We start from the raw sequence: 18,651 nt of genomic DNA, 5'->3' as shown, positions 1-18,651 counted from the left end.
TGTGGGAGGGGGCTTGCCCCCGATAGCGGTGGATCAGTCAGCTTATCTGTAGCTGACCCACTGCAATCGGGGGCAAGCCCCCTCCCACATTGATCATGCCCACATTAGAGGTGGGATTTTTCAGGCCGGGTAGCTGATGCGGCCATCCACCAGGGTGTAACGCACCGTCGCCGGCAGGCTATGGCCGATGAACGGGCAGTTTTCACCTTTGGATAGCCATTGCTCCCCCGCAATCGTGGAACTGGCCGGATCAAAAAGCACCAGGTCCGCCGCCGAACCCACCGCCAACTTGCCCGCTGGCAGGCGCAAGGCCTCGGCCGGGCCGCTGCTCAGGCGTGCCAACAATGTCGGCAAGTCCAGCAACCCATCCTCTACCAACGTCATCGCCAGAGGCAGCAATAGTTCGACACTGCTGATGCCCGGCTCTGTCGCGCCAAACGGTGCCAGCTTGGCATCCCTCTCATGGGGCTGGTGATGGCTGGAAATCGCCGAGACCACACCGGACTTCACTGCTGCGCGCAAACCGTCGCGGTCAGCCAGGGTACGCAGTGGCGGTTGCACGTGGTACAGGCTGGAGAAGTCGATCAGCGCTTCGTCCGTCAGGATCAGCTGATAAAGCGCCACATCCGCTGTCACCGGCAAGCCACGGGCCTGGGCCTGGGCGATCAGGGCCACGCCCCGCGCACTGGTCAACTGGCTGAAGTGCGCACGCACGCCGCTTTGTTCCACCAGCAGCAGGTCACGGGCCAGGGCCACGGTCTCGGCGGTTTCCGGGATGCCCGGCAGGCCGAGGAAGCTGGCCACGGCGCCTTCATGGGCCAGGCCGCCTTCGGCCAGGTCACGGTCCTGGGAATGGAAGATCACGGTAAGGTCGAAAGTCGCCGCGTATTCCAGGGCACGTAACAGCGTGCGGGTACTGCGAAAGCTATCCAGGCCGTTGCCGAAGGCCACGCAACCGGCGTCGCGCAGTGCGATCAGTTCGGCGAGTTGTTCGCCTTCCAGGCCTTTGCTCAAGGCGCCGATAGGGAACACTTTGCAGTTGCCGGCTTCACGGGCGCGGTCGAGGATCAGCTCGGTCACGGCCGAGGTGTCCAGCACCGGCCTGGTGTGCGGTGGGCAGCACAGGCTGGTTACCCCACCGGCTGCGGCAGCGCGGGTTTCGCTGGTGATATTGCCCTTGCGGCTGTAGCCCGGCTCGCGCAGGGCGACGTTCAGGTCAACCAGGCCAGGCGCGGCCACCAGGCCTTTGGCCTCGATCGTCTCGCTGGCGCTGAAGCCTGCGGGCGCGGCGCCAATGGCGATGAGCTTGCCGGCGTCCAGATGCAGATCGGTAACTTGATCCAGGCCACTGGCCGGATCGACGACGCGGGCGCCGAGGATGCTGAGCTTCACTGGGCGTTCTCCTGCTCGAATTGACGTTGCGCGGTTTGCCCGCTCATGGCCATGGACAGCACGGCCATGCGTACGGCGATGCCGTAGGTCACCTGGTTGAGGATCACCGACTGCGGACCGTCGGCCACCGCCGACTCAATCTCCACGCCACGGTTGATCGGGCCCGGGTGCATCACGATGGCATCCGGCTTGGCGCCGGCCAGGCGTGCGGTGGTCAGGCCGAACAAACGGTAGAACTCGCCTTCGCTCGGTAGCAGGCCACCGGCCATGCGCTCGCGTTGCAGGCGCAGCATGATCACCACGTCCACGTCCTTGAGGCCTGCGGCCATGTCGGTGTAGACCTTCACGCCGTACTGTTCGATACCGATGGGCAACAGGGTTTTCGGCGCAATCACGCGGATATCCGGGCAACCCAGGGCTTTGAGGGCCAGCATGTTCGAGCGCGCGACCCGCGAATGCAGGATGTCGCCGACGATGGCCACCGAGAGATTCTCAAAGCTGCCTTTGTGCCGACGAATGGTGAGCATGTCGAGCATGCCCTGGGTCGGGTGGGCGTGGCGGCCGTCACCGCCGTTGATGATCGCCACCTGCGGGCACACGTGTTCGGCGATGAAGTGCGCGGCGCCGGAGTCGCCGTGGCGTACCACGAACATGTCGGCGGCCATCGCTTCCAGGTTGCGCAGGGTGTCGAGCAGGGTCTCGCCCTTGCTTGCCGACGAGGTGGACACGTTCAGGGTGATCACATCGGCCGACAGCCGCTGGGCGGCCAGTTCAAAGGTGGTGCGGGTGCGGGTGGAGTTCTCGAAGAACACGTTGCAGATGGTTTTGCCGCGCAACAGCGGGACCTTCTTCACCGCCCGGCCACCGACTTCGAGGAACGAGTCGGCGGTGTCGAGGATTTCGGTGAGCAGTTCGCGGGGCAAACCGTCGAGCGACAAGAAGTGTCGCAACTGGCCCTGAGCATTGAGCTGCAGCGGGCGCTTGGCATCTAGAGGCGTCATCGCGGGGACTCTTTACAAGGCGGTTTAAAGGGCGAGGTCTTGCAGTTCGAGTACGAGCGGCGTGGGACCGAGCAATTTTACCCGTTGATGGGCTTCTAGCGACAGGGTGGCGCCGACCACATCCGGGCTGATCGGCAATTCGCCGGCGTCCAGGTCCAGCAGGCACACCAGGGTCACGCTGGCCGGGCGGCCATAATCGAACAGTTCGTTCATGGCGGCACGGATGGTGCGACCGCTCATCAGCACGTCGTCGATCAGCACCAGGTGCTGGCCTTCGATCTCGAAAGGCAGGGCCGACGGACGCACTTGTGGGTGCAGGCCGTTCTGGCTGAAATCGTCGCGGTAAAAGGAGACGTCCAGGGTGCCCAGGGGCGAATCGCTGCCCAGTGCTTCCAACAACGCCTGGGCCACCCACACACCGCCGGTGCGAATACCGATGAAGCGCGGCTCGCTGATGTTGCGGTGTTGCAGATGGGCCGTGAGGCTGGTGGCCATCTGGCTGATCAGTTCGGCGGGGTTCGGCAGGCTCATGCAGGCTCCTTCAGGACCTTGGCGCAGGCAAGGTCCGGGCTCAAACGTAAAAAGACGCGGCAAGCCGCGTCTGTCAGGATTCAAATAAAGCGGTGTTTTCATCCAGCCAACCCTGCAACAGCAGGGCGGCGGCGATGGCGTCTACCGGGTTGTCGCGGTAGCTGCCTTTCTGCCCGCCACGGTCGCGTCGCTCGCCTTTGGCTTCAAAGGTGGTGAGGCGTTCGTCGTGGGTATAGAAGGGCAGGTTGTAGCGGCCATTGAGGCGGCGGGCGAATTTTTCGGCACGCAGGCACATGTCGCTGGGGGTGCCGTCCATGTTCAGGGGCAGGCCGACCACGACCGCGTCGGGCTTCCACTCTTTGATGAGGGCTTCAACCTGGTTCCAGTCCGGCACGCCGTTCTGGGCTTTCAAGGTGCACAGCTCACGGGCCTGGCCGGTGATCACCTGGCCTACGGCTACGCCGATCTGTTTGGTGCCGTAGTCAAACCCGAGGATCAGACGCAAAGCCATCAGGCGTGTCCCGCCTGGCTGGTCAGCAGGTTGAGGTTGATCCCCAGCGTCGCCGCAGCTGCGTCCAGGCGCAGTTCACTGGCGGTGTTGAACAGGATGTCGGCGTCGAACGGGCAGGTCAGCCAGGCATTGCTGGCCAGTTCGGCTTCCAATTGGCCGGCTTCCCACCCCGCGTAACCGAGGGTGATCACGCTTTGCTCAGGCCCCACGCCGTCGGCGATGGCGAACAACACGTCCTGGGAGGTGGACAGCGATACGCCGTCCAGATCGACCGTGGCCTGGAACTTCGGCCCGGTCGGGTGCAGTACAAACCCACGATCAGTCTGCACCGGCCCGCCGATGTAAATCGGCACGCCCTGGCACCGGGCCGGCGGGTCAAGCTCGGGGCGCAGTTGCTCAAGGATATCCGCCAGGTTCAGCTCTTGCGGGCGGTTGACCACCAACCCCATGGCACCATTGGCCGTGTGCTCGACGATGTAGGTCAAGGTCTGCGCAAAGTTCGGGTCGGCCATATGGGGCATGGCGATCAGGAATTGATGCTTGAGGTAGGTCGGGCTGACGTTTTTCATGTTCGATAGTGTGGCGGTGGAGGGGCGAACTGACAAGCTGGTGATGTGCCACAGCTGGTAATTGTCATCAATTGCTCGACAGCCGATCGCCCTTGGCAAACTTCCAGGTGCGGATGATTTCCAGGCGGTCGACGTCGTTCAAATCGCCGCTGAACGGCGCAAAGGGCGCGGCCAGGCGCACGATGCGCTGGGCGGCCTGGTCCAGCAACGGCTGGCCGGACGACTCGAGCACCTGCACTTCATAGAGCGTGCCGTCGCGGTTGATTGACACCAATAGTCGCAAATTTCCGTAAATCTGCTGGCGTCGGGCTTCCTCCGGGTAATTGAGGTTACCGATACGCTCGACCTTCTTGCGCCACTCGTCTTTGTACCAGGCGCCTTTGTCGCGCATGGTCGATGCGGCGTTCAGCCGATAGATGCGCGGGCGCTTGGCGTACAGCTGCTGTTCGTTGGCCAGTTCGGCTTCGAGGCTGGAAATTTCGTCGGACAGGGTCGAACTGTCGAAAGTCGGTGCCGGTTTTACAGGCTCGGGCGTGGGTTCGGTCTTGGTTTTTTCGCGCTGGGCCGGGGCTTTCTGCGGTTTGGGTGCGATGGTGGTCACGGCGGGCTTGGGCGCTGCCTGCTTGACCTCCGGCTTGGGCGCCGGTGGTGGGGTGACTTTGTTGACCTTGTTGTCCTGGAACGGCGCCACTTCGGTGGTCTTCGGCACGGCTTTCTTGTCGAGGGTGCCGCTGCCTTGCTGGTTGTCCTGGGCGAGAAAGTCAGCCTTCTCGGGCTTCTTTTCGCTCTTGAACGTGGCGAGGGTGATTTCCAGGGTCTGGGTGATTTGCTTGGGTTCGACCATGGTGAAACCCACGCCGAGGATCAGGGCCAAGTGAATCAACGCTGCCAGGAACAGGGTAAATCCGAGCCGATCAGCCGGGCGCACGCCGCTGTGGGAGAGTTCGGGGGGTAGCTCGGACGGGAGTGTCATGACAAAAAAACCAACATCGCGCGTTTCACAGGTGGGGCATGATAGCGCAATGTTGGTGCGTGTCCGGCTGTTCTATATCACTTGGCTTGCAGCTTGCGCTCAATGGCGGCCATCAGCATTTCGCCGATGTTCGTGCCAAATGCGTTGTCGATCTCGCGAATGCAGGTGGGGCTGGTGACGTTGATTTCGGTGAGGTTCTCGCCGATGACGTCCAGTCCCACGAACAGCAGGCCTTTTTCGCGCAGGGTCGGGCCAACCTGGGCGGCAATCCAGCGGTCCTTGTCCGATAGAGGGCGGGCTTCGCCACGACCACCGGCCGCCAGGTTGCCACGGGTCTCGCCGGCGGCCGGGATGCGCGCCAGGCAGTAGTCCACCGGCTCGCCGTCAATCATCAGGATGCGCTTGTCGCCGTCCTTGATCGCCGGCAGGTAGGCCTGGCCCATGATCTGCTGGGTGCCCAGGGCGGTCAGGGTTTCCAGGATCACCGACAGGTTCGGGTCGCCGGCGCGGTGGCGGAAGATCGAGGTGCCACCCATGCCGTCCAGCGGCTTGAGGATCACATCGCCATGCTTGGCAGCGAACTCGCGCAGCACATCGGCGCGGCGGCTGACCACGGTCGGTGGTGTGCACTGTGGGAACAGGGTGGCGAACAGCTTTTCGTTGCAGTCACGCAGGCTCTGCGGCTTGTTGACGATCAGCACGCCGGCGCGCTCGGCCTGCTCCAGCAGGTAGGTGGAGTAGACGAATTCCATGTCGAATGGCGGGTCCTTGCGCATCAGGATCACGTCCAGGTCGCTCAGCGGGCTGTCGATTTCGTCTTGCAGCTCGAACCACTTCTCAGGGTTGGCAAACACCTGCAGCGGGCGCATGCGTGCGCGGGCCTCGCCGTCACCCTGGTAAAGATCGCGCTGCTCCATATAGAACAAGGTCCAGCCGCGGGCCTGGGCGGCCAGGAGCATGGCCAGCGAGCTGTCCTTTTTATAGGAAATGCTGGCGATAGGGTCCATGACAATGCCGACGCGAACGCTCATGGGGGATTTCCTCTAGCAAATTAGGGCGCATAAAAGTGGCGTCAGAGTGGCGCTGCGGCTGTTGTGGGTCAAGGAAAAACCACCTGGCCGGTTGCTCGATAGATTGCGCCCGGAGACTGTGCTAAAAAGACTGCCACGGCGCAGCAGCCCTTGAATTCCAAGGCTTGCGGCGCTCATCCTGTGCAACATCAGGCAGTACACACCGAAAACCGATTCGCTGTGGCGATGGCAGAGCAGATATGGAACAGCATTCCAACGCCTTGAGAGTGATGGTGATCGACGATTCGAAGACGATCCGCCGCACCGCCGAGACCTTGTTGAAGAACACGGGGTGCGATGTCATCACGGCCATCGACGGTTTCGATGCCCTGGCCCGGATTGTGGATCATCACCCGCACATTATTTTTGTCGACATCATGATGCCGCGCCTGGATGGCTATCAGACCTGCGCGCTGGTGAAGAACAACCCGGCGTTCAAGTCGATCCCGGTGATCATGCTGTCGTCCAAGGACGGCTTGTTCGACAAGGCCAAGGGGCGCATCGTGGGTGTCGATCAGTTTTTGACCAAGCCTTTCAGCAAGGAAGAACTGCTGGGCGCGATCAAGGCCTACGTGCCAGGGTTCGCCGTAGTAGAACAAGCACACTGACGCCGCCTCACAAGGGCCGGCGTCCACCTATGTAGTGGGGAAAACCATGGCACGTGTTCTGATCGTCGACGATTCGCCGACCGAAATGTACAAACTGACCGGCATGCTGGAAAAGCACGGCCACCAGGTCCTCAAGGCTGAAAACGGTGCGGATGGCGTGGCCCTGGCCCGCCAGGAAAAACCCGACGCCGTCCTGATGGACATCGTGATGCCGGGCCTCAATGGCTTCCAGGCCACCCGCCAGCTGTCCAAGGAGCCGGAAACCAACGGCATCCCGATCATCATCATCACCACCAAGGACCAGGAAACCGACAAGATCTGGGGCGCACGCCAGGGCGCCAAGGACTATCTGACCAAGCCGGTGGATGAAGAAACCCTGATCGCCACCCTGAACAAGGTGCTGGCCGGCTGACGGTTCGCCATCATGACCGAGTCGCAAACCGCCTTTGAGCTGCTGCTGGACATCGACCGCCGCTGTCGCCTGTTGGCCGCCGACCTGCCGTCCCAGGAAACCCGCCTGCAACGCTGGAGCGGGATCGGCTTTCGCCTGGGGCAGCACTGGTATGTGGCGCCCATGGGCGAAGTTGCCGAAGTCCTGCATGAACCGCGCTGCACGCTGATGCCCGGGGTCAAGGCCTGGGTCAAGGGTGTGGCTAACCTGCGTGGGCGCTTGTTGCCGGTGATGGATCTGGGCGGGTTCCTCGGCCTTGAGCTGTCCAAGGCACGCAAACAGCGGCGCGTACTGGTGGTGGAATTCAACGATTTGTTTGTCGGGCTGCTGGTGGACGAGGTGGTGGGAATGCAGCATTTCGCACAAGACGCACTGCTGGCGAGTGCCGCTCCCGGCGCGCCGTTTATCCAGGGACGTTTCGAGGGCACCCCGCAGTGGCAGGTCTTCAGCCCCTTCGCCCTGGCCCAGGCCCCAGGCTTCATGGATGTTGCCGCATGACCACCGTTACCCCGCCAAAACCCCAGGCCGCGTCGCGCAGTCGTTCCCAGATCATTGTGCTGTTCATTGCACTGATCGTGTTCATCATGTTGCTGTTTGCCAACTTTGCGTACCTCAACACCCAGTCCACCTATGACAAGCAGTACATTGGCCACGCCGGTGAGTTGCGCGTGCTGTCCCAGCGCATTGCCAAGAACGCCACCGAAGCCGCCGCCGGCAAGGCTGCTGCGTTCAAGTTGCTGGGCGATGCGCGCAACGACTTCGCCCAGCGCTGGGGCTACCTGAAAAAAGGTGATCCGGAAACCGGCCTGCCGGCTGCGCCCAGTGCGGTACGCGCCGAAATGCGTGCGGTGCAGACCGACTGGGAAGCGCTGCTGAAAAACACCGACGCGATTCTCGCCAGTGAGCAGACCGTGCTGTCCTTGCACCAGGTCGCCGCGACCCTGGCCGAAACCGTTCCGCAGTTGCAGGTGGAGTCGGAAAAGGTCGTCGACATCCTCCTGCAACGCGGTGCCCCGGCCAGCCAGGTCGCCCTGGCCCAGCGCCAGTCGTTGCTGGCCGAGCGGATCCTGGGGGCGGTGAACACCGTACTGGCCGGCGACGAAACCGCCGTGCAGGCCGCCGACGCCTTTGGCCGCGATGCCAACCGTTTCGGCCAGGTGCTCAACGGCATGCTCCAGGGCAACCCCGGCCTGCGCATCACCCAGGTCGAAGACCGCGATGCCCGCGCGCGGCTGGCGGAAATCGCCGAGCTGTTCGAGTTTGTCTCCGGCTCGGTGGATGAAATTCTCGAAACCTCGCCGCAACTGTTCCAGGTGCGCGCTTCGGCGAGCAACATCTTCAACCTGTCACAAACCCTGCTCGATGAAGCCTCGCACCTGGCCACCGGTTTCGAAAACCTGGCCAGTGGCCGCAGTTTCGACACCATCGGCGGCTATGTACTGGGCCTGCTGGCGCTGACCTCGATCATCCTGATCGGCCTGGTGATGGTGCGCGAGACCAACCGCCAACTGCATGAAACCGCCGAGAAGAACGAGCGCAACCAGAACGCGATCATGCGCCTGCTGGATGAAATCGAAGACCTGGCCGACGGCGACCTCACCGTGACGGCCTCGGTGACCGAAGACTTCACCGGCACCATCGCCGACTCCATCAACTATTCCGTCGACCAGCTGCGCGACCTGGTTGCCACCATCAACCTCACCGCCGGGCAAGTCGCCGGTGCGGTGCAGGACACCCAGGCCACTGCCATGCACCTGGCCCAGGCCTCGGAGCACCAGGCTCAGCAGATCGCCGAAGCGTCCACGGCGATCAACCAGATGGCCCAGTCCATCGACCAGGTGTCAGCCAACGCCGCCGAATCGTCGGCGGTGGCGGAGCGCTCGGTGGAAATTGCCAACAAGGGCAACGAGGTGGTGCACAACACCATCCACGGCATGGACAACATTCGCGAACAGATCCAGGACACCGCCAAGCGCATCAAGCGCCTGGGCGAGTCGTCCCAGGAAATTGGCGATATCGTCAGCCTGATCGACGATATTGCCGAGCAGACCAACATCCTCGCCCTCAACGCGGCGATCCAGGCGAGCATGGCCGGGGACGCCGGGCGCGGCTTTGCAGTGGTGGCCGATGAAGTGCAACGCCTGGCCGAGCGTTCGTCGGCGGCGACGCGGCAGATTGAAACCCTGGTGCGGGCGATCCAGGCCGACACCAACGAAGCGGTCATTTCAATGGAGCAGACCACCACCGAAGTGGTGCGCGGCGCACGGTTGGCCCAGGATGCCGGGGTGGCGCTGGAAGAGATCGAAGGCGTGTCGAAAACCCTCGCAGCGTTGATCCAGAGCATCTCCAACGCGGCGCAGCAGCAGACGAGTTCGGCGGGGCAGATCTCCCTGACCATGAACGTGATCCAGCAGATCACCACCCAGACCTCTTCGGGCTCCACGGCCACCGCGGAAAGCATCGGCAACCTGGCGAAAATGGCCAGCCAGCTGCGCCGGTCGGTGTCGGGGTTCACCTTGCCAGCGGCTAAACAGGCTGATGATTGAAATGCAGTACACATGTGGGAGGGGGCTTGCCCCCGATAGCAGTGGGTCAGTCACCCAATCTTTGACTGATGCACCGTCATCGGAGGCAAGCCCCCTCCCACATGTGATCTCTATCTGTCTTGATATCTCGCACCACCAGCAACCCATGAATTCCAAGCGGAGCAGTTATGGTTGATCGGCACGACTACGTGGCCCTCGAATGGGTCAAGGGCGACATTGCCGAAACCCTGAAACAGGCCCGTTCGGCGCTCGATGCGTACGTCGAAACCTCAGACGGCGATGCCATCGGCGAGTGCCTGGCGTGTGTCCATCAAGTGCATGGCGCGCTGCAAATGGTCGAGTTCTATGGCGCAGCCCTGCTGGCCGAGGAAATCGAAGAGCTGGCGCAGGCCCTGCAAGCCGACCGCGTGAGCCAGCGCGACGAAAGCATCCGCCTGCTGCAACAGGCCCTCAACCAATTGCCGCTGTACCTGGACCGTGTGCACAGCGCCCGCCGCGACTTGCCGCTGGTGGTGTTGCCATTGCTCAACGACCTGCGCAGCGCGCGTGGTGAAAGCCTGTTGTCGGAGACCAGTCTGTTCAGCCCGCAACTGCTGAGCATCGCGCCGCTGCCTGATGAGGCCCTGGCCCAACGTGCCGTGCCCGACCTGAAAGAACAACTGCGCCAGTGGCACCAAGTGCTGCAACAGGCCTTGGCCGGGTTGCTGCGCGAAGACCATGGCCCCAGCAACCTGGAAGACATGGCGCGGGTGTTCGCGCGCCTTGAAGCCTTGTGCCAGGGCGCGCCGTTGTTGCCATTGTGGCAAGTCACCTCGGCGCTGGTCGAAGGCATGCTCACCGGCGTGATCGCCAACAGTCCGGCGCTGCGCAGCCTGCTCAAGGCCAGCGACAGACAGCTCAAGCGCCTGCTGGCCCAGGGCATCGTCGGGATCAATCAGGCAGCGCCGGATGAACTGCTCAAAAGCCTGTTGTTTTACGTCGCCAAGGTCACTCGGCCGACGCCGCGCATGCAAAGCCTCAAGGAACGCTACGGCCTGGATGAGGCCTTGCCCGACAGCGCGGTGGTCGACGCCGAGCGCGCGCGCCTGGCCGGGCCGGACCGCAACGCCATGGGCTCGGTGCTGGGCGCGTTGTGCGAAGAGCTGGTGCGGGTCAAGGAGCGCCTCGACTTGTTCGTACGCAGCGACCGCCAGCACACCAGCGACCTGGATGCGCTGCTCGCACCACTGCGGCAGATCGCCGACACCCTGGCGGTGCTGGGTTTCGGCCAGCCGCGCAAGGTCATCATCGATCAACTCGCCGTGGTACTGAGCCTGGCCCAAGGCCAGCGCGAGCCTAACGACGCCGTGCTGATGGACGTCGCCGGCGCCTTGCTCTACGTCGAAGCCACACTGGCCGGCATGGTCGGCACCGTCGAGCCGGAAAGCCGCGAAGAAAGCCGCCTGCCCACCACCGATCTGACCCAGATCCACCAATTGGTGATCCGCGAATCCTGCCAGTGCCTCAAGCAAGCCAAGGAACTGGTGATCGACTGCATTGAAGCCGACTGGGACCGCCAGCGCCTGGAGTCCCTGCCCGAGCTGCTGAGCCAGGTGCGTGGCGCCCTGGCGATGATCCCTTTGCCCCGTGCGGCGAGCCTGATGCGCGGGTGCACGGATTACGTCGACGAACAGTTGATGGGCAGCGATGCGCCACCGTCCGAGATGCAATTGGCGCATTTCGCCGACGTGATCAGCAGCCTGGAGTATTACCTCGAGCGCATGCTCCAGGACCCCGATGCCGCAGGTGAGCGCGTGCTGGAGTTGGCCACTCAAGGCTTGGCGGCGCTGGGTTACCTGCCCGTCGAGAAACCCTGGCGCCAGGCGTTGGTTGCACCGGATGGCACACTGCCGGCCGAGCTTGCGCCGAGCCAATCGCAGTACGACGCCCTGGCCAGTCCGACGTCGCGCCTCAACCCGCCGGCCCTGCAACGCCCCGGCAGCCTGTTGCCGCCGCCCGCCGACGAGGAGCCCATCGACGACGAACTGCGCGAAGTCTTCCTCGAAGAGACCGACGAAGTCCTCGAGGTGCTGCACCGTCATCTGCCCAACAGCGCGGACAAAACCGCCCAGGGCGAAATGCGCCGCGCTTTCCACACCCTAAAGGGCAGCGGCCGCATGGTGCGCGCCCTGGTCTTGGCCGAGCTGGCCTGGGCCGTGGAAAACCTGCTCAACCGTGTGCTGGAGCGCAGCGTGGTGCTCGGCCCCGAGGTGCAACAGGTGCTGGATGAAGTGGTAGCCCTGTTGCCGGAATTGATTGCTGACTTTGCGATCGACGACCAGCGCCAACGTGATGAAGTCGACGCCCTGGCCGCCCGCGCGCACGCCTTGGCCAGCGGTACACAAGTAGCGACTGCCGAAGCCCATGACCCGATGTTGCTGGAGATCTTCCGCAACGAGGCCCAGAGCCACCTGGACAGCCTCAACCACTTCCTGCAACAGGCCGCCGAGCATGTGCCGCTGCAAGTCAGCGATGAGCTGCAACGCGCTCTGCACACCCTCAAGGGCAGCGCCTACATGGCCGGCGTGCTGCCTATCGCCGAACTGGCGCGCCCGCTGGACCACCTGACCCGCGAGTACAAGGCCCACCGCCTGCCGCTGGACCTGGATGAAGTGGAGTTGCTGCTGGAAGCCGAAGGCCTGTTCCAGCGTGGGCTGCGCGACCTGGACAGTGATCCCTTGGCGCCGATCAACGGTGCAGAGGGCCTGATCAAGCGCACCCAGAGCCTGTTGGATCAGCAGCTTGAAGCGCTGCTCGACGTGCGCATCAAGCGCGATCCGCAGCTGATCGCCAACTTTCTGGCCCAAGGCATGGACATCCTGCTTGACGCCGAAAGCCTGCTGCGCCGCTGGCAGCAGCACCCCGGCGAGCGCCAGGAGCTGACTGCGCTGCTGGATGAACTGACCACCCTGGGCGAGGGAGCGCATGTTGCGGATCTGCACGCCATCGACGAACTCTGTGAAGCCCTTCTCGACCTCTATGGCGCGGTGGAGGAGAGCAGCCTGGCGGTGAGCGAGCGGTTTTTCCACGAGGCCGAGCAGGCCCATGAAGCGCTGATCAGCATGCTCGACCAACTGGCCGCCGGCCAGGAAATCAGCCCGGCGCCGGCCCGTGTCGAGGCCTTGCGCGAGCTGCTCGATGAAGCCCTCGACCCGTCCGCCACCGGCTTGATCAAACGCGATGGCAGTCAAGTGCTGAGCATTGCCGAACTGGGCGCCGCTACCCAGCAGTTGGATCACGAAATCACGATGGACGACGAGATCGTCGAGATCTTTCTCGAAGAAGCCGTGGACATCCTCGACAGCGCCGGCCAGTCGCTCAAGCGCTGGTTGCTGGAACCTGACAACGCCGCGCCTTTGTCGTCGTTGCAGCGCGACCTGCACACCCTCAAGGGCGGTGCACGCATGGCCGAGATCGGCCCGATTGGCGACCTGGCCCATGAGTTGGAATGCCTGTACGAGGGGTTGGTGGACCGTCGCTACAGTTACTCCACCGAGCTCTCCCAGGTGCTGATGGCCAGCCATGAGCATCTGGCCTTGCAGCTTGAAGAGCTCCAGCATCACCAACCCTTGAGTGACAACGCCGAGTTGATCGCCAAGGTGCGGGCGTTGCGCCAAGGCAACGCGCCTGCCGCATCGGCCGCTGCGCCAGCAGCGTCGGGCGCCGACCCGGAATTGCTGGATATCTTCCTCGAAGAGGCGGCCGACATTCTCGACAGTTCCAGTGCGGCGCTGTCGCGCTGGCAGGCCGAGCCCGGCAACCGCCAGGAAGTGGAAACCCTGTTGCGCGACCTGCACACCCTCAAGGGCGGCGCGCGCATGGTCGAGATCACCCCCATTGGCGACCTGGCTCACGAACTGGAATTCCTCTACGAAGGCCTGTCTGCCGGCTTGCTCGCGCCGTCGCCTGAGCTGTTCGCGTTGCTGCAGGGCTGCCACGACCGCCTGGCGCAGATGATCGATGCCGTGGCGGACGGCTTGCCGGTCGGCTCGGTGGAAAAGCTCATCGAGCGCATCAAAAGCCTGGTGCACCCAAACCAGGAGCCGGTGACGCCGGTGGCGTTGCCCGCAGGCAAGGCGGAGGCCGTGGTGGACCCGGCTGCCGACATGGTGAAGATCTCCGCCGAGCTGCTGGATGATCTGGTCAATCTGGCCGGTGAAACGTCTATTTTCCGCGGCCGTATCGAGCAGCAGGTCAACGACGCACGCATTGTCCTCACGGAAGTGGAAACCACTCTCTCACGCATGCGCGACCAACTGCGTCGTCTCGACACCGAAACCCAGGGCCGCATCCTCAGCCGCCAGCAGGCCGAGGCCGAGCGCCTGGGCTACGAAGAATTCGACCCGCTGGAGATGGACCGCCATTCGCAGTTGCAGCAACTGTCCCGTGCGCTGTCCGAATCGGCCTCCGACCTGCTCGACCTCAAGGACACCCTTGAACGCCGCAACGAGGACGCCCATGGCCTGTTGCAACAACAGGCACGCATCAATACCGAGTTGCAGGAAGGCCTGATGCGCACGCGCATGGTGCCGTTCGAACGCATGCTGCCACGCCTCAAGCGCATCGTTCGGCAGGTGGCGGGCGAGTTGGGCAAGGACGTGGAATTCATCGTCGGCAACGCCGAAGGCGAGATGGACCGCAATGTGCTGGAACGCATGGCGGCGCCCCTGGAACATATGTTGCGCAATGCCGTCGACCACGGCCTGGAGTCCCGCGATGCGCGACTGCTGGCCGGCAAGCCGGAGAAAGGCCGCATCACCCTGGACCTGACCCACGAAGGCGGCGATATCGTCTTCGACATGCGCGACGACGGCGCCGGCGTGCCGCTGGAAGCCGTGCGGCGCAAGGCGATCAAGCGTGGCCTGCTCGGGGCGCATCAAGAGATGAGCGACCGCGACGTGTTGCAGTTCATCCTGCAGCCGGGGTTCTCCACGGCCGAAAAGATCACGCAGATTTCCGGGCGCGGCGTGGGCATGGACGTGGTGCATGAAGAGGTTCGCCAGCTCGGCGGCTCGATGGTCATTGACTCGACCCCGGGTGAGGGTGTGCATTTCCGCATTCGTTTGCCGTTCACCGTGTCGGTCAACCGTGCACTCATGGTGCAGTGCGCGGACGATCAATACGCGATCCCGCTCAACACCATCGAGGGCCTGGTGCGGGTGCTGCCCCATGAACTGGCCGGGCATTACCAGCAAGACCCGCCGTATTATGAATACGCCGGCCAGCGTTACGAACTGTTCTACCTGGGCGATCTGCTGCACACCGTCAGCCGCCCCAAACTGCTGGGCCAGTATCAACCGGTGCCGGTACTGCTGGTGCAGTGCAATGAACGGCACGTGGCCATCCATGTGGACGCCATGGCCGGCACGCGGGAGATTGTGGTCAAGGGCCTGGGGCCGCAGTTTGCCGGTGTGCAGGGCTTGTCCGGGGCGACAATCCTGGGCGATGGTCGCGTGGTGCTGATCATTGACCTGCTGGCGCATATCCGTGCGCGGCAACCCGCGCTGCCGGCCCAGCCGGTCGACGCGCCACTGATCCTCAACGACCCGCTGAAAAAGCGCCCGTTGCTGGTGCTGGTGGTGGACGACTCGGTTACCGTGCGCAAAGTCACCAGCCGCCTGCTGGAGCGCAACGGCATGAACGTGCTCACCGCGAAAGACGGCATCGACGCGCTGGCAGTGCTGGAAGAACATACACCGGACCTGATGCTGCTCGACATCGAAATGCCGCGCATGGACGGCTTCGAAGTCGCCACCCAAGTGCGCAACGACCCCCGGCTGATGCGCCTGCCGATCATCATGATCACCTCGCGCACCGGCCAGAAACACCGCGACCGCGCCATGGCCATCGGCGTCAACGACTACCTCGGCAAGCCGTACCAGGAATCGGTGCTGCTCGAAAGCATCGCCTACTGGAGCAAGTCCCATGCTTGACCACCGCACCAGCCAACTCACCGGCCTGCTGCTGCCCCTGGCCGATCGCCACCTGGTGCTGCCCAACGTCGCCATCGCCGAGCTGATCGACTTCCAGCGCGGCGAACCGGCCAGCGACGCGCCGCCGTGGTACTTGCGACAAGTGACCTGGCGCGACCGGCAGATCCCGCTGATCAGCTTCGAAGCGGTGTGCGGCGAAGCCAGCGTGACCGGCGAACGCTCGCGGATCGTGGTGCTGAATGCGCTGGGTGGGCGGCCGACGTTGAAGTTTATTGCGCTGGTGATCCAGGGGATTCCACGGTCGTACAAGCTCGACAGTGAGTTGAGCTACGTGGATGTGCCGCTGTGCCCGCTGGAGCTGGCGGCGGTGCAGGTGGGCGAGCATGTGGCGAAGGTGCCGGATTTGCTCGGCCTGGAGGCACTGCTGGTAGAGTCCGGCCTGGCCTGATCCCTCATTCTCAATCCCAGTGAATATCAAAATGTGGGAGGGGGCTTGCCCCCGATGGCTGACTGTCAGTTGATACTTCTATACCTGACCCACCGCAATCGGGGGGCAAGCTCTGTCTTACATTTGATCCTCTGTGTTTGACAGCCCGTCGCGACCCAAACCGCCCAAAAATGTCGGAACTGAATGTTATTTGTGTAAGTAATTTCTTTAACTGGATTGGGCCGGTTTTCTGGCCTGAGTGGGATGCTAGGTTCGGCGCTTCCCTTTGCCAGTAAGGACACGCAAATGGCTGTGCCGTTAATGCCTCCCGGTGTTTCAATGTTTGAAAATATGGCGATTGCCAAGTGCAAGCGCATCCATCTCAGGCCGGGTTCGGCGTTTGCCTACTCTTGGTTTTATTCGCAGGTCAGAGCTGCAGGGCCGTGGAACTACAAGAAGCAAGGGCGTCAATACGAGGCTTTTGGTAATTTCAATTACGGTGCCACGGGCACGGTGTTAGGCATTCCCGATCATGTGTTACTGCGGGCTGCAGGAGTTGCTCAAACCATCGCCAAAACCACCCTGCCGGATTTTGGCTCATGGTGGGGAGATGATCCTTTTGGTGATGACCCGCGAGATCAATATTGGATAAGGAGAGGTATCGAGTATGCGATTTCACAAGGCTACTGAAGGCCTCATACCGATCCTGCGTAACTGCCTGCTGGTGGGCTGCCTGATTTATATCGCAGGCAGTTGGTTACTATCACCCGGAACACCGGATTTGGACGAAGTGGTGTTGAAGCATTCCTTGGGCAACGGCTCCTCGATCTATGGCGCGCGGGATGGCCAAGGCGGTGCAACGGTGGGCTTTTCATACCGCTACTACGTGCATAGGAACTTGAGTAACGATCGGGAAATACTCACCACATTGGTGTCGGCGCATCCTTTTCTGAAAACCAAGGAACCCAATGTTCAAGTGAGTGAGCATGAGGGCGTGCTTACATTGGATATTCAGGGGCGAGTGTACGAGTACAACAGCTATGCCCTCGAAGGTCTTGGCCCGATCAAGGTGGTGATGGGGCTGTGATGGACTGGGCTTCGGATTTTTCCTGCAAGATTTTGGGCTGTGCATGAACTTGTCGGGCGCGGACAGCGCGCCTAGTCTTCGTCCCGTCATCGCAAAAAACGGTGACACGGACGTGCAAGTCCGACGAAACTGTTTAGGCGTACAAACGCCCAGCCATCCAACGGGCGTTTTTTGTGCTCGCTGCTTTATGGCGGCTGCGCGCAGGAGGTCTTCGGACCTGCTGGGTGTCCTAAACAGGCCCGGTCTTGCACACCTGCGCACGGTCGCCACCCTTATTCGCGTGCAAGCGAAAGGTGGCGCTCCTTACTCACTGTTTAGGAGTTTCATCATGATCAAACCAACCCCCAATCCGCCCCTCTTCACCGTAAACCCTCACCAAGACACCGAAGCCCTGCTGGTCAACGCCAGCGAAACCCTGTCCTCCCTCAACGCACTCACTTGCAACCTCGCCTTCGACCTGGACACCTCCCAGCGCGCGATCATGCTCGGCATCCAGCAAATGGCGGAGTTGGGGCAATTGCTGGTAGATCGGGCCTTGGAGCAAGTCAGCCCGGCGCCGGCCTCTTGAAACGGTCCCAAATAGGGACTGATCGTTCCCTATTTGGGACCGCTACTTAAGGCACCTCTGAACACGTGTGGCGAGCGGGGCAAGCCCGCTGGCCACAGAGGCATACCTTGCCGCGCTGCAATTGCTCGCTCCATCGTAAAGATCCTCACCCCACTGCCGATAGCCAAGGGAGTTTTTCGACAGAAGTATCGACGCAATGTGGCTTTTGGATGGGTTTGCCTGGCTGTACGACCTCAACCGTTTTACCGGCACGCTTCTGATGTGGTTTGGCGTGCTGGTGCTCACGGCAGCGGTGACCATGAACGTGCAGTCCAATCGTGGGAAGCTGTGGGGGTTCATGATTACCACCGCAGGCGCGGTGTTTATCCTGGTGTACCTGGAAAGCCTCAAGCTGATCGGTGCCGATAAGGCAATCAGGGGCGTCGTGAGTAATTTTGTGGTCATGACCCTGGGCGGTCTTGGCTCGGGTCTGCTGGCGGTGGCGATATCCAAGGGGCCGACCCCGGAAGAGGACAAACAGGCCCGAGGGTTTATCCGTGATCGTCTGCTGAACGCGCTTGAATACGCCTTTGTGTATGTCGCGATTTGCGCGTTCACCGTGTTCGCGGTGTGCTTGCCGCTCAACCTGCTGGGCTGGCCTCCCGTCGACGAGCACGACTTGCTGAGCCTGCTGATGGTGTGCCTGGGTGCCCTGCTGGGTTACGCGATAACCTCCCGTCCCAATCGCTTGAGAAACTGGGAGCAACTGGGCGGCTGCGCGCTGGTGGCGCTGCTCTTGCTGCTGTTGCCGGTTTACGCCCAGGCGCTATCAGGCCTGTGGGAGTGGAGTTGGGCGGCTGTGTTGGGGCTGCACGGTTTTGCCGCGTTGGCGTTGTTAAGAACCATATGGTTCCACCGCAGCGAATGGCACAGCACCTGAACGCCCGTGTTCATTGAGCCATCATT

At 62.6% G+C, this 18,651-nt stretch carries 17 protein-coding genes; 10 read left to right on the top strand and 7 right to left on the bottom strand.

The genetic code is table 11. From position 1 onward, the window contains the following. Positions 1-120 precede the first annotated feature (120 nt). The 7 genes from K5K89_RS27380 to gshB all read right to left on the bottom strand — a co-directional run bounded on the left by K5K89_RS27380 (position 121) and on the right by gshB (position 6,008). Positions 121-1,392, bottom strand: a complete 1,272-nt coding sequence (locus K5K89_RS27380; protein WP_222540586.1) for a dihydroorotase — start codon at positions 1,390-1,392, stop codon at positions 121-123. Further along, positions 1,389-2,393 (bottom strand): aspartate carbamoyltransferase catalytic subunit, encoded by a 1,005-nt coding sequence (locus K5K89_RS27375; RefSeq protein ID WP_058426561.1) that lies wholly within the window; start codon positions 2,391-2,393, stop codon positions 1,389-1,391. Before K5K89_RS27375 ends, K5K89_RS27380 begins: the two co-directional genes overlap by 4 nt. Before the next feature lie 24 nt (positions 2,394-2,417). Next, entirely contained in the window at positions 2,418-2,924 is a 507-nt protein-coding gene (pyrR, locus tag K5K89_RS27370) for a bifunctional pyr operon transcriptional regulator/uracil phosphoribosyltransferase PyrR (RefSeq protein WP_058426562.1), read from the bottom strand. Positions 2,925-2,997: 73 nt separating this feature from the next. Then, positions 2,998-3,435 carry a Holliday junction resolvase RuvX gene (gene ruvX / locus K5K89_RS27365; RefSeq protein ID WP_003195067.1) on the bottom strand — a complete coding sequence of 146 codons (438 nt, stop codon included), beginning with the start codon at positions 3,433-3,435 and terminating at the stop codon, positions 2,998-3,000. Further along, positions 3,435-4,004 carry a YqgE/AlgH family protein gene (locus K5K89_RS27360; RefSeq protein WP_222540585.1) on the bottom strand — a complete coding sequence of 190 codons (570 nt, stop codon included), beginning with the start codon at positions 4,002-4,004 and terminating at the stop codon, positions 3,435-3,437. The genes ruvX and K5K89_RS27360 overlap by 1 nt, the downstream gene beginning before the upstream one ends. Before the next feature lie 67 nt (positions 4,005-4,071). Then, positions 4,072-4,977 carry an energy transducer TonB gene (locus K5K89_RS27355; RefSeq protein WP_058426564.1) on the bottom strand — a complete coding sequence of 302 codons (906 nt, stop codon included), beginning with the start codon at positions 4,975-4,977 and terminating at the stop codon, positions 4,072-4,074. 77 nt (positions 4,978-5,054) lie between these two features. After that, entirely contained in the window at positions 5,055-6,008 is a 954-nt protein-coding gene (gene gshB / locus K5K89_RS27350) for a glutathione synthase (RefSeq protein WP_028618297.1), read from the bottom strand. Positions 6,009-6,247: 239 nt separating this feature from the next. Here gshB and pilG point away from each other — a divergent pair, with 239 nt between their 5' ends. From pilG to K5K89_RS27300, 10 genes are all read left to right on the top strand, one after another. Next, entirely contained in the window at positions 6,248-6,655 is a 408-nt protein-coding gene (gene pilG, locus K5K89_RS27345) for a twitching motility response regulator PilG (RefSeq protein ID WP_071490365.1), read from the top strand. Between the two features lie 46 nt (positions 6,656-6,701). After that, positions 6,702-7,067 carry a twitching motility response regulator PilH gene (gene pilH, locus K5K89_RS27340; RefSeq protein ID WP_014720320.1) on the top strand — a complete coding sequence of 122 codons (366 nt, stop codon included), beginning with the start codon at positions 6,702-6,704 and terminating at the stop codon, positions 7,065-7,067. A 12-nt stretch (positions 7,068-7,079) separates the two neighbouring features. Beyond that, complete coding sequence (locus K5K89_RS27335) at positions 7,080-7,604, top strand: chemotaxis protein CheW (RefSeq protein ID WP_071490364.1); 525 nt, start codon at positions 7,080-7,082, stop codon at positions 7,602-7,604. Beyond that, positions 7,601-9,652: a methyl-accepting chemotaxis protein gene (locus K5K89_RS27330; RefSeq protein WP_071490363.1), complete on the top strand. Its 2,052-nt coding sequence runs from the start codon at positions 7,601-7,603 to the stop codon at positions 9,650-9,652. The genes K5K89_RS27335 and K5K89_RS27330 overlap by 4 nt, the downstream gene beginning before the upstream one ends. Positions 9,653-9,819: 167 nt before the next feature. Continuing rightward, positions 9,820-15,624 (top strand): Hpt domain-containing protein, encoded by a 5,805-nt coding sequence (locus K5K89_RS27325; protein WP_222540584.1) that lies wholly within the window; start codon positions 9,820-9,822, stop codon positions 15,622-15,624. After that, positions 15,617-16,072, top strand: coding sequence for a chemotaxis protein CheW (locus K5K89_RS27320; protein ID WP_058426570.1), 456 nt, complete (start codon positions 15,617-15,619; stop codon positions 16,070-16,072). The genes K5K89_RS27325 and K5K89_RS27320 overlap by 8 nt, the downstream gene beginning before the upstream one ends. Before the next feature lie 285 nt (positions 16,073-16,357). Further along, the gene (locus K5K89_RS27315; protein WP_081049329.1) at positions 16,358-16,741 is read left to right on the top strand and encodes a polymorphic toxin type 44 domain-containing protein; all 384 of its coding nucleotides are present in this window, start codon (positions 16,358-16,360) and stop codon (positions 16,739-16,741) included. Next, positions 16,719-17,138: a hypothetical protein gene (locus tag K5K89_RS27310; RefSeq protein ID WP_058426571.1), complete on the top strand. Its 420-nt coding sequence runs from the start codon at positions 16,719-16,721 to the stop codon at positions 17,136-17,138. The genes K5K89_RS27315 and K5K89_RS27310 overlap by 23 nt, the downstream gene beginning before the upstream one ends. A 328-nt stretch (positions 17,139-17,466) precedes the next feature. Then, on the top strand, positions 17,467-17,706 hold the full coding sequence (locus tag K5K89_RS27305) for a DUF6124 family protein (protein ID WP_222540583.1): 240 nt from the start codon (positions 17,467-17,469) through the stop codon (positions 17,704-17,706). 196 nt (positions 17,707-17,902) lie between these two features. After that, positions 17,903-18,625 (top strand): hypothetical protein, encoded by a 723-nt coding sequence (locus K5K89_RS27300; protein WP_222540582.1) that lies wholly within the window; start codon positions 17,903-17,905, stop codon positions 18,623-18,625. Positions 18,626-18,651 lie beyond the last annotated feature (26 nt).

Origin of the sequence: Pseudomonas sp. DR208 (genome assembly GCF_019823005.1) — a bacterium.
In the GTDB taxonomy this organism is placed as follows: Bacteria; Pseudomonadota; Gammaproteobacteria; order Pseudomonadales; family Pseudomonadaceae; genus Aquipseudomonas; species Aquipseudomonas extremorientalis.
The sequence above is the reverse complement of the archived record's forward strand: the minus strand, read 5'-3'. Positions and strand labels throughout refer to the sequence as shown.

Excerpts from the sequence above, each read along its gene's own strand:
- K5K89_RS27375 (WP_058426561.1), bottom strand. The coding sequence starts at position 2,393 with ATGACGCCTCTAGATGCCAAGCGCCCGCTGCAGCTCAATGCTCAGGGC.
- pyrR (WP_058426562.1), bottom strand. The coding sequence starts at position 2,924 with ATGAGCCTGCCGAACCCCGCCGAACTGATCAGCCAGATGGCCACCAGC.
- ruvX (WP_003195067.1), bottom strand. The coding sequence starts at position 3,435 with ATGGCTTTGCGTCTGATCCTCGGGTTTGACTACGGCACCAAACAGATC.
- K5K89_RS27360 (WP_222540585.1), bottom strand. The coding sequence starts at position 4,004 with ATGAAAAACGTCAGCCCGACCTACCTCAAGCATCAATTCCTGATCGCC.
- K5K89_RS27355 (WP_058426564.1), bottom strand. The coding sequence starts at position 4,977 with ATGACACTCCCGTCCGAGCTACCCCCCGAACTCTCCCACAGCGGCGTG.
- gshB (WP_028618297.1), bottom strand. The coding sequence starts at position 6,008 with ATGAGCGTTCGCGTCGGCATTGTCATGGACCCTATCGCCAGCATTTCC.
- pilG (WP_071490365.1), top strand. The coding sequence starts at position 6,248 with ATGGAACAGCATTCCAACGCCTTGAGAGTGATGGTGATCGACGATTCG.
- pilH (WP_014720320.1), top strand. The coding sequence starts at position 6,702 with ATGGCACGTGTTCTGATCGTCGACGATTCGCCGACCGAAATGTACAAA.
- K5K89_RS27335 (WP_071490364.1), top strand. The coding sequence starts at position 7,080 with ATGACCGAGTCGCAAACCGCCTTTGAGCTGCTGCTGGACATCGACCGC.
- K5K89_RS27330 (WP_071490363.1), top strand. The coding sequence starts at position 7,601 with ATGACCACCGTTACCCCGCCAAAACCCCAGGCCGCGTCGCGCAGTCGT.
- K5K89_RS27325 (WP_222540584.1), top strand. The coding sequence starts at position 9,820 with ATGGTTGATCGGCACGACTACGTGGCCCTCGAATGGGTCAAGGGCGAC.
- K5K89_RS27320 (WP_058426570.1), top strand. The coding sequence starts at position 15,617 with ATGCTTGACCACCGCACCAGCCAACTCACCGGCCTGCTGCTGCCCCTG.
- K5K89_RS27315 (WP_081049329.1), top strand. The coding sequence starts at position 16,358 with ATGGCTGTGCCGTTAATGCCTCCCGGTGTTTCAATGTTTGAAAATATG.
- K5K89_RS27310 (WP_058426571.1), top strand. The coding sequence starts at position 16,719 with ATGCGATTTCACAAGGCTACTGAAGGCCTCATACCGATCCTGCGTAAC.
- K5K89_RS27305 (WP_222540583.1), top strand. The coding sequence starts at position 17,467 with ATGATCAAACCAACCCCCAATCCGCCCCTCTTCACCGTAAACCCTCAC.
- K5K89_RS27300 (WP_222540582.1), top strand. The coding sequence starts at position 17,903 with ATGTGGCTTTTGGATGGGTTTGCCTGGCTGTACGACCTCAACCGTTTT.